Below are 7,921 nucleotides of genomic sequence, written 5' to 3'. Positions count from 1 at the left end.
TTATCTGTTTCACTTCCTCCCTCGTGGGGTCTCCGGGGGGTTGGGGGGGGGGCCGCGGGCGCGGGCGGGGGGGGCGCGGGGGGGCGCGCCCCCCCCCGCGGGGGGGGGGGCGCCCCCTCCGTCGTACCGCGGTCACTCCTTGCCGAGCACCGTGACGTCCAGTTCGTCCGCCGCGTAGCTGGCCCGGATCACCTTCTTGTCGAACTTGCCGACCGAGGTCTTCGGCACCGACTCGACGATCGACCAGCGCTCCGGCAGCTGCCAGGAGGCGATCCGCCCGGCCAGGAAGGCCCGCAGTTCGGGCAGCCCGGCCGTGGCGCCCGGGCGCAGCACGACGGTGGCCAGCGGACGCTCGCCCCACTTCTCGTCCGGGACGGCGACCACGGCGGCCTCGGCCACCTCGGGGTGGGCCATCAGCTGGTTCTCCAGGTCGACCGAGGAGATCCACTCGCCGCCGGACTTGATGACGTCCTTGGCTCGGTCGGTGAGGGTCAGGTAGCCGTCGGCGGTGATGGTGCCGACGTCGCCGGTGCGCAGCCAGCCGTCCTCGGAGAACTTGTCGTCCGGGCGGAGCGGGTCCTGTCCGGCGCCGCCGTAGTACGCGCCGGCGATCCAGGGGCCGCGCACCTCCAACTCGCCCGCCGCGACGCCGTCGTGGGGCATCCGCTCGCCGCCCGGGCCGATCAGCCGGGCCTCGACGGAGGCCGGGAAGATGCCCTGGGTGATCCGGTAGGGCCACTCCTCCTCGGGGGTGAGGCCGCCGGGCGGCTGGGCGAAGGAGCCGAGCGGCGAGGTCTCGGTCATGCCCCAGGCGTGGATGACGCTGATGCCGTGGCGCTCCTCGAAGCCCTTCATCAGCGACGGCGGGCAGGCGCTGCCGCCGATGACCACCATGCGCAGGCTGGAGGTGTCGTAGTCGCCGGCGTCCAGCTCGTCCAGCAGGCCGCTCCAGATGGTGGGGACGGCGGCGCTGACGGTGGGTCGGACGGCGGCGATCATCTCGGCCATCGGCTTGGGCTGGAGGAAACGATCCGGCATGAGCAGGTTGGCGCCGGACATGAAGGCGGCGTGCGGGATGCCCCACGCGTTGACGTGGAACATCGGGACGACCGGCAGCGCGGTGTCGCGCGGGGTGAAGGCGAAGTTGTCGCCGGTGTTCACCTGGAGGCAGTGCAGGTAGACCGAGCGGTGGCTGTAGAGCACGCCCTTCGGGTCGCCGGTGGTGCCGGAGGTGTAGCAGAGCACGGCGGCCTGCCGCTCGTCGATCTCGGTGCTCCACGGGTACGCGGTGGGCCGGTCGGCGATCAGGTCCTCGTAGTCGTGGACGGTGCCGGCGAAGCCGGCCAGCACCGAGCGGTCGCCGGGGCCGCTCACCACGATGTGCTTGAGCGTCGGGGCGAGCTCCGGCAGGACGGCGGCGAGCAGCGGAAGGACGGTGCCGTTGACGATGACCACGCGGTCGGCGGCGTGGTTGACGATGAACGACAGCTGTCCGGCGGGCAGGCGCAGGTTCAGCGTGTGCAGCACGGCCCCCATGGCGGGGACGGCGAGGTAGGCCTCCAGGTGCTCGGCGTTGTTCCACATCAGCGTGCCGACGCGGTCGTCGCCGGTGACCCCGAGTTCGTCGCGCAGCGCGTGGGCGAGCCGGGCGGCCCGCGCCCCGACCTCGGCGTACGTCCGGACGACCGGTCCGGTGCCGTCCCACGTGGTGACGGTCGACCGGGCGTGGATCGTGGACCCGTGCTCCAGGATCCTCGCGACGGTGAGCGGTACGTCCTGCATCGTGCTGAACACGGGTCCTCCTTGACCTGGCGGCACCGGCGGGTGCGCCTGCGGCACCTACCGGGCGGTAATGGGCGCGGACGTGCCCGATTGTGCCGTTCCGTCCGGCCGCTGTCAGCATCCCGACCCCGTTGCACGGATCACGGACCGGGCACGGGACCGCAGGGCGCGCCGGCCGCACGTGATACTGGACGCCATGGACGAGAGCCAGGACGGCCCGCAGGTGGGATGGGAGCCGGTGCGGTTCCGGGTGCCGTGCCCGAACTGCTCGGGCGGGGTGCGGACGCGGGCGCGGCTGGGCGTGCGGGCCGACCGGACGGGGACCGGGTACATCACCGAGACCTGCGGGGACTGCCTCGGCCGGGGCTGGCTGCCGTTCGGCGGCTGACGGGCCCCGGCCGCCCGCTCGGCCGCCCGCTCAGCCGGCCGCGGGACCGTCGACGTAGTCGCGGTCGACGGTGAGGGTGACGCCGCCGTGGGTGTCCTTGACGTTGCCCTGGTACTGGTGGGCCCGCTGGTGGTAGACCCACAGGTCATTGCCGAGCGGGGCGGGCGCGTTGGTGTCGGCGTGGCCGTCCCACTTGGCGTACCAGACGGCGTCCGGCAGCGGGGAGCTGTGGGCCCAGGCCGCGGCGGACAGGTCGGCGATGCCGGAGCTGAAGCTGGAGTAGAACCCGGAGGTGTAGCCGAGCTCGTGCAGCCGCTGGGTCCAGCCGAGGGCGAAGTCGACGACGGCCTGGGCGCAGGCGGAGTCGTTCCTCGGGTACGCCTCCATGTCCATGTAGACCGGGTTGCCCGGGCCGAAGCCGAGCGCCTGCAGCCCGCCGACCGCCTCGTCGGCCTCGGAGCGGCCCTGGTCGGCCGCGTGCGCCGGGTCGATCCGCAGCGGCTTGCGCGCGGGGTCGAGGCACGGCGCCTGGGACCCGGCGTGCACCGGCAGGAACCGCCAGCCCATCGCCCGGGCCTGGCTGACCCAGTCGGCGGTCAGCCGGGGCTGGGAGCAGGCGCGCTGGGACCCGCTGGTGTAGATGCCGATCGCGCTGTACGAGGAGTTGTCCCACCACGTCTGCATGGTGGACAACGGGGGCGCGGTGCAGACGTCGAAGGCGAGGCCGCTGAAGGCGCCCCGGGGTTTGGGCGGGCCCGCGCGGTCGGGCAGCGCGAGCGGTCGGATGGTGGGGAGGGCGACGGCGGCCGGGGCGGTGGCCTCGGCGCTCGCACCGGTTCCGTCGATGGCCAGCAGGAGCACGAGGGCGGCGGCGACGAGGGCCGTGGGGCGGAGATAGCGCATCAATCCGTGATACTGACGGACCATCGGATGAACGCGTCAACCACGCCGCGCGGCCCGCCCGCGCCCACCCTTTCGGGCGCACCCGTCCGCTTCCGTCCCGAATTTTGTAACGAGCTTGCCCGTTCTGCACTCCTTACGGCAAACTCGTCACCATGCCCACCTCCATGCCCGGCGAAACCGCCGCCCCGACGCCGGCCACCACGGCCGTCGCCGAGGCCCTTGCCATGCCGCCCGCCCCCAAGGGCGAGCCCGCCGGCGAGCGCGGCAGCTGGCGACGAGGCGAGGCGCCCGGCCCCGCGGCACCACCCGATCTCCGGCCCGGCCGGCCCACCGGCCGGCTCCCCAAGTTCCTGCGGCGCCCGGAGAGCATCCCGGCGCCGCTTCTGTGTCTGACCGCGATGTTCCTCGTGCAGACCGGGATCGCGCTCTCCAAACCGCTCTTCGGCCCGCTCGGGGTCAGCGGCACGACCTTCCTCCGGCTCGGCTTCGCGGCGGTCATCCTGCTCGCCGTCACCCGGCCGAAGCTGCGCGACAAGCGCCCGCGCGACCTCGCCGCAGCGGCCCTGCTCGGGATGGCCTCGGCCGGGATGACCTTCCTGTTCGCCGGGGCGGTCGACCGGCTGCCGATGGGCACCGCGGCGACCATCGAGTTCCTCGGCCCGCTCGCGGTCGCCCTGGTCTTCGCCCGGCGGGCGAGCCACCTGCTGTGGGCGCTGCTCGCGGCGGCCGGGGTCGCCCTGCTGACCCTGCTCGGCGAGGGCGACGGCGGCGGCTCGCTGGACCCGGTCGGCCTGCTCTTCGCGTTCGGCGCGGCCGCCTGCTACGCGCTGTACATCCTCTTCACCGACAAGGTCGGCGCCGCGTTCCAGGGCTTCCAGGGCCTCGCCGTGTCGATGACGGTCGGCGCGATCACGCTGGCGCCGTTCGGCCTCGGCGAGGCGTGGCACGGGCTGACCGCGCCGGACGCCTCGCCGGTGGTGCTGCTCGCCTCGGTCGCCGGAGTGTCGCTCCTGCTGCCGGTGATCCCCTACGCGCTGGAGATGACCGCGCTGCGGCGGATGCCGCAGCGGGTGTTCAGCGTGCTGGTCAGCCTGGAGCCGGCGGTCAGTGCGCTGGTCGGCCTGGTGGTGCTGGGCCAGCTGCTGGGCGTGCCCCAGCTGGCCGGGATCGGCTGCGTGGTGGCGGCCAGCGTCGGCGCGACGCTGACCGGGCGCAGGTGAACTCCTGAGGAGGTCTCAGGGCCAGAGCAGCGTGCGGGACCACTCGGGGGTGCGCACCGGGCCGGTGCGGGTGTAGCGGAGGCGGATGTGGCGGCGCTCGGCGTCGCCCTGCCAGTACTCGACCTCGTGCGCCCAGAGCGTGTAGACGGCGTGGCCGGCCGCGACGGCGTCCGGCGTGGCCTCCAGGCGGCGCCGGGCGACCGCGACGGCCTCGTCGTACTCCTCCAGCGAGGCCAGCGGCTCACTCTGGCGCCCGACCAGCGCGCCCACCCGGGCGGCCGGGGAGCGGGTGGCGAACTCGGCGGCCGCCACCAGGTCGGCGGCCCGCTCGACGGTGCCGCGGACCCGGACCTGCCGGCCCAGCTGCGGCCAGTAGACGGTCAGCGCGGCGGCCGGGTGGTCGGCGAGCTGACGGCCCTTCGGGCTGTCGGCGGCGGCCGAGAACACCCAGCCGGTGCCGCTCGCGTCGACGTCGCGCAGCACCAGCACCCGGGCGTCCGGGAGGCCGTCGGCGTCGACCGTGGAGAGGGTGACCACCTGCGGGTCGAGCACGCCGGCGTCCAGGGCGGTGGTGAGCCAGTCCGCGAACAGCGGGCCGGGTTCGGCGGGCGCGGCCTCGGCGTCGAAGGTCGGCAGCGGCCGGGCCATCGGCGGACGGCCGAGCAGCAGCTCGGGCACGGACCTCGGCTCCGGCCGGGGCTCGTCCCGGTGCTCATCGCGGTGCTCGTCCCGCGACTCGGGCCGCGACTCGGACCTCGGGTCCGGGCCGGGTGCGGACCCGGCCTCGCCCGGGCCGGTCAGGCCCTCCTCCTCCGCTGCCATCGCGCCCTTCCTTCCGGTCGCCGCGTCCGCCGCCGCGGCCGGCCGGGCCTTCCTGGACCCGGGCGCGCGCGGTGTGCTGTCGGGCGCAACCGTACCGCCGCCGTCGGACGACTCCGGGCGCGGGCCCTGGCTGTACGCACCCGGACGGTTGACGGCGGCGGTCCCCGGAGCCGTTCGGGCGGCCCCGGCCCCGGACGCACGCGTGGGCGGTGCCGGTGACGGCACCGCCCACGAGGCCGGTTCGCGGCGACCCTTTCCGCTGGCCGGTCATGCGCTCGTCGCATCGATCGCGACCGTTCCGAGCCCCGCCGCGGGTGCTCAGCTCACCCGCGGCCACCCACCTCCGGCGCCCCCGCCGACGGTGGAGTGCGCCCGGATCAGTGGAGGATCGGCGCGAAGACGATGTTGACGTTCTTGTTGGACTGGTCGGCCAGGATGGTGCCCGCGTTGTCCTTCGCGGCGAGGGTGTTGTTCTGGTTCGAGGCGCCGGAACCCGTGGCGGTCTGCTGGGTGGAGACGTAGTTGCCGTCGACACCGCCGAAGACGTTCCCGGTGCCGGTGTTGGAGACGACGCCGGCGTTGGAACCGGCGCCCGCCATCGCACCGTTGTCGGCCGCCGCAGCACCGGCACCAGCGAGCAGCAGACCGGCCGCGAGCGGAGCGGCGACCAGGAAACCGGCCACCCGACGGGTGTGGATGCGAACCATGAGAACCTCCAAGAAAACGGTAAATCGTGCAATGTGTGCGGGAGTTCGCCGGCCAGACGAACACCTGCGGGCTGCGACGCCGAGAGACAGACTTCCGCAACAAATCGACAAAGCACCACCTGACGGAGCAGTTTTCGCCCGTTAGCGTGATATCCACCAAGGCCCCGCATAACGGCACGACAGCGGGACAGCGCTTCGACACACCTATCCTGAGCTGGGATTTCATCCGAACGGACGCCCTGCGAAGCCCTACCCGACCCCGCGCGAGGCCGCGCGAAGGAGCGCACGGAAAAATCACCGCGCCACCCTGGGCGCACAGCAAGGGAAGACACGCCCCCGAAAAGTTCGACGACCCGACCATGTCGACAATCGGCGACTTATGAAGACCATCATTCAGGAATGGTGCTGCGACCGTCGGAAGATCAGACCATCTTGCCCGGATTGAGGATTCCCAGCGGATCGAAGACCGCCTTCAGCTGCCGCTGCAGGTCCAGCGCCACCGGCCCCAGCTCGCGCGCCAGCCAGTCCCGCTTGAGCAGCCCGACCCCGTGCTCGCCGGTGATCGTGCCGCCCAGCTCCAGACCGAGCGCCATGATCTCGTCGAAGGAGCGCTGTGCCCGTGCCGTCTCCTCCTCGTCCGAGGCGTCGAAGATGACGATCGGATGGGTGTTGCCGTCCCCCGCGTGGCTCACCACGCCGATGGTCAGCGCATGCCGCTCGGCGATCGCCGCGACACCGTTCAGCATCTCGGCCAGCCGCGAACGCGGCACCGCCACGTCGTCGATCATCGTGGTCCCCAGCCGGTCCAGGGCCGGGAGCGCCAGCCGCCGGGCCGCCAGCAGCAGCTCGGACTCCGCCTCGTCCTCGGCCGGCACGACCTCCGTCGCCCCCGCCGCCCGGCACAGCTCGGCCACCCGCGCCAGCTCGGCGGCCCGGTCCGGCCCGTCGAACGCCACCAGCAGCAGCGCCTGGGTGGACGCCGGCAGGCCCATCCGCCCCATCTCGTTGACCGCCCGCACGCTGACCGCGTCCATCAGCTCCATCAGCGACGGGGTCAGACCGCCCGCCATCACCGCGCAGACCGCGGCCCCGGCGGCGTCCGCGCTCGGGAACTCCGCCGCCAGTGCCAGCTGCGGCGGCGGGGCGGGCCGCAGCGACAGCACCGCCCGGACCACCACGCCCAGCGTGCCCTCCGAACCGACCAGCAGCCGGGTCAGGTCGTACCCGGCCACGCCCTTGGCCGTCCGGCGGCCGGTGGACAACAGGCGCCCGTCCGCGAGCACGACGTCCAGCCCGAGCACGTACTCGCTGGTGACCCCGTACTTCACGCAGCACAGGCCGCCGGCGCCGGTGCCGATGTTGCCGCCGATCGTGCAGGACTCCCAGCTGGACGGGTCCGGCGGGTAGGACAGGCCCAAGTCGGCCACCGCGCGCGAGAGTTCGGCGTTGACCACGCCCGGCTCGACGACCGCGATCCGGTTCACCGGGTCGATCTCCAGGATGCGGTTCAGCTTCACCAGGGACAGCAGGACGCAGCCGTCGACGGCGTTCGCGGCACCGGAGAGCCCGGTCCGCGCGCCCTGCGGCACCACCGGGACGCGGAGGTCGGTGGCGGTCCGCAGGACGTGCTGCACCTGCTCGACGGTCTCCGGGAACACGACGACGGCGGGCGTCCCGGCGGCGCAGAACCCCGCCATGTCGTGGCGGTAGGCGTCCAGGACGTCCTCGTCCACGACGACCGCCCCGGGCGGGAGCCCCTGCGCCAGCCGATCCGTCAGATCACCCATCGCCGCCTCCGCTCACCGCCCGCAGTCGTCCCCCGCACTCTGCCCGCCGGGCGAAGCCCCGGCAAGTGGGCCCTGCGGGGCAGGAGGTGGGGGAACGGCTCCGCCGGGGAGCGGACGGGGGAAGGAGGCGGAGGGCCGTACAGGCGCCCCGGCAAGTGGGCCCTGCGGGGCAGGGTGGGGGGCGGAGGGCCGTGCAGGCCCCGGCGGGTGGGCCCTGCGGGGCAGGGTGGGGGGCGGAGGGCCGTGCAGGCCCCGGCGGGTGGGGGCGGCCGGGCCGGCCAGGCGGGGTACAGCGGCTCGACCGGGTCCAGG

The 7,921-nt window shown here is 73.9% G+C and carries 7 protein-coding genes; 2 read left to right on the top strand and 5 right to left on the bottom strand.

Annotation, left to right across the window (positions count from 1 at the left end):
• Positions 1–132: 132 nt before the first annotated feature.
• Positions 133–1,794, bottom strand: a complete 1,662-nt coding sequence (locus tag ACFV4F_RS19665; RefSeq protein WP_380442813.1) for a long-chain fatty acid--CoA ligase — start codon at positions 1,792–1,794, stop codon at positions 133–135.
• A 184-nt stretch (positions 1,795–1,978) separates the two neighbouring features.
• Here ACFV4F_RS19665 and ACFV4F_RS19660 point away from each other — a divergent pair, with 184 nt between their 5' ends.
• Entirely contained in the window at positions 1,979–2,170 is a 192-nt protein-coding gene (locus ACFV4F_RS19660; RefSeq protein WP_380442810.1) for a hypothetical protein, read from the top strand.
• 30 nt (positions 2,171–2,200) lie between these two features.
• Here the strand turns inward: ACFV4F_RS19660 and ACFV4F_RS19655 are convergent, their stop codons facing one another.
• Positions 2,201–3,073: a DUF1906 domain-containing protein gene (locus ACFV4F_RS19655; RefSeq protein ID WP_380442808.1), complete on the bottom strand. Its 873-nt coding sequence runs from the start codon at positions 3,071–3,073 to the stop codon at positions 2,201–2,203.
• Positions 3,074–3,225: 152 nt separating this feature from the next.
• Between ACFV4F_RS19655 and ACFV4F_RS19650 the strand changes: the two genes are divergently transcribed.
• The gene (locus ACFV4F_RS19650) at positions 3,226–4,293 is read left to right on the top strand and encodes a DMT family transporter (protein WP_380442806.1); all 1,068 of its coding nucleotides are present in this window, start codon (positions 3,226–3,228) and stop codon (positions 4,291–4,293) included.
• A 15-nt stretch (positions 4,294–4,308) separates the two neighbouring features.
• On the opposite strand, the gene ACFV4F_RS19645 is transcribed toward ACFV4F_RS19650, so the two are convergent.
• The 3 genes from ACFV4F_RS19645 to ACFV4F_RS19635 form a co-directional block, all read right to left on the bottom strand.
• Positions 4,309–5,115: a pyridoxal 5'-phosphate synthase gene (locus ACFV4F_RS19645; protein WP_380442804.1), complete on the bottom strand. Its 807-nt coding sequence runs from the start codon at positions 5,113–5,115 to the stop codon at positions 4,309–4,311.
• A 377-nt stretch (positions 5,116–5,492) separates the two neighbouring features.
• Complete coding sequence (locus ACFV4F_RS19640) at positions 5,493–5,822, bottom strand: hypothetical protein (RefSeq protein ID WP_380442802.1); 330 nt, start codon at positions 5,820–5,822, stop codon at positions 5,493–5,495.
• 422 nt (positions 5,823–6,244) lie between these two features.
• Entirely contained in the window at positions 6,245–7,609 is a 1,365-nt protein-coding gene (locus tag ACFV4F_RS19635; RefSeq protein WP_380442800.1) for an FAD-binding oxidoreductase, read from the bottom strand.
• Between the last annotated feature and the right edge of the window lie 312 nt (positions 7,610–7,921).

This window comes from Kitasatospora sp. NPDC059722 (genome assembly GCF_042733235.1).
GTDB lineage: Bacteria > Actinomycetota > Actinomycetes > Streptomycetales > Streptomycetaceae > Kitasatospora.
The sequence above is the reverse complement of the archived record's forward strand: the minus strand, read 5'-3'. Positions and strand labels throughout refer to the sequence as shown.

Coding starts and splice junctions, on each gene's coding strand:
- ACFV4F_RS19650 (WP_380442806.1), top strand. CDS start 3,226: ATGCCCACCTCCATGCCCGGCGAAACCGCCGCCCCGACGCCGGCCACC.
- ACFV4F_RS19655 (WP_380442808.1), bottom strand. CDS start 3,073: ATGCGCTATCTCCGCCCCACGGCCCTCGTCGCCGCCGCCCTCGTGCTC.
- ACFV4F_RS19635 (WP_380442800.1), bottom strand. CDS start 7,609: ATGGGTGATCTGACGGATCGGCTGGCGCAGGGGCTCCCGCCCGGGGCG.
- ACFV4F_RS19640 (WP_380442802.1), bottom strand. CDS start 5,822: ATGGTTCGCATCCACACCCGTCGGGTGGCCGGTTTCCTGGTCGCCGCT.
- ACFV4F_RS19660 (WP_380442810.1), top strand. CDS start 1,979: ATGGACGAGAGCCAGGACGGCCCGCAGGTGGGATGGGAGCCGGTGCGG.
- ACFV4F_RS19645 (WP_380442804.1), bottom strand. CDS start 5,115: ATGGCAGCGGAGGAGGAGGGCCTGACCGGCCCGGGCGAGGCCGGGTCC.